Origin of the sequence: Nocardia amamiensis, from assembly GCF_015477605.1 — a bacterium.
Taxonomy (GTDB): domain Bacteria; phylum Actinomycetota; class Actinomycetes; order Mycobacteriales; family Mycobacteriaceae; genus Nocardia; species Nocardia amamiensis_A.
On sequence record NZ_JADLQX010000300.1, the window covers coordinates 1 to 278 of the forward strand.

General features: G+C 54.0%; 1 protein-coding gene. It reads left to right on the plus strand.

Annotation, left to right across the window (positions count from 1 at the left end; all coding sequences use genetic code 11):
- Positions 1-80: 80 nt before the first annotated feature.
- Positions 81-278, plus strand: a 198-nt coding sequence (locus IU459_RS40385) for a hypothetical protein (RefSeq protein ID WP_440446568.1), incomplete at its 3' end; no start/stop codon positions are given.

The window sequence follows — 278 nt, forward strand, 5'->3', positions numbered from 1 at the left end:
GGTCGCAGGTGAGAAGCATCTGGTCCCGCTGGCGGCCGTCGTTGCTGGTACGTGGATCGCGACTGAAGAAGGAATAGCGCATGACCTCGGTATATGAAAAGTATGGCCTGAAGCCGGTGATTAATGCCTCTGGCCGTATGACGATCCTCGGCGTCTCTACGCCATCGAGTGAGGTGATCGATACGGTGAAATATGGCCTCGATCACTACTTCGAAATGAAAGATCTGGTGGATAAGACCGGTGCTTATATCGCAGGTCTGCTGAAGGTGGAGAACGCG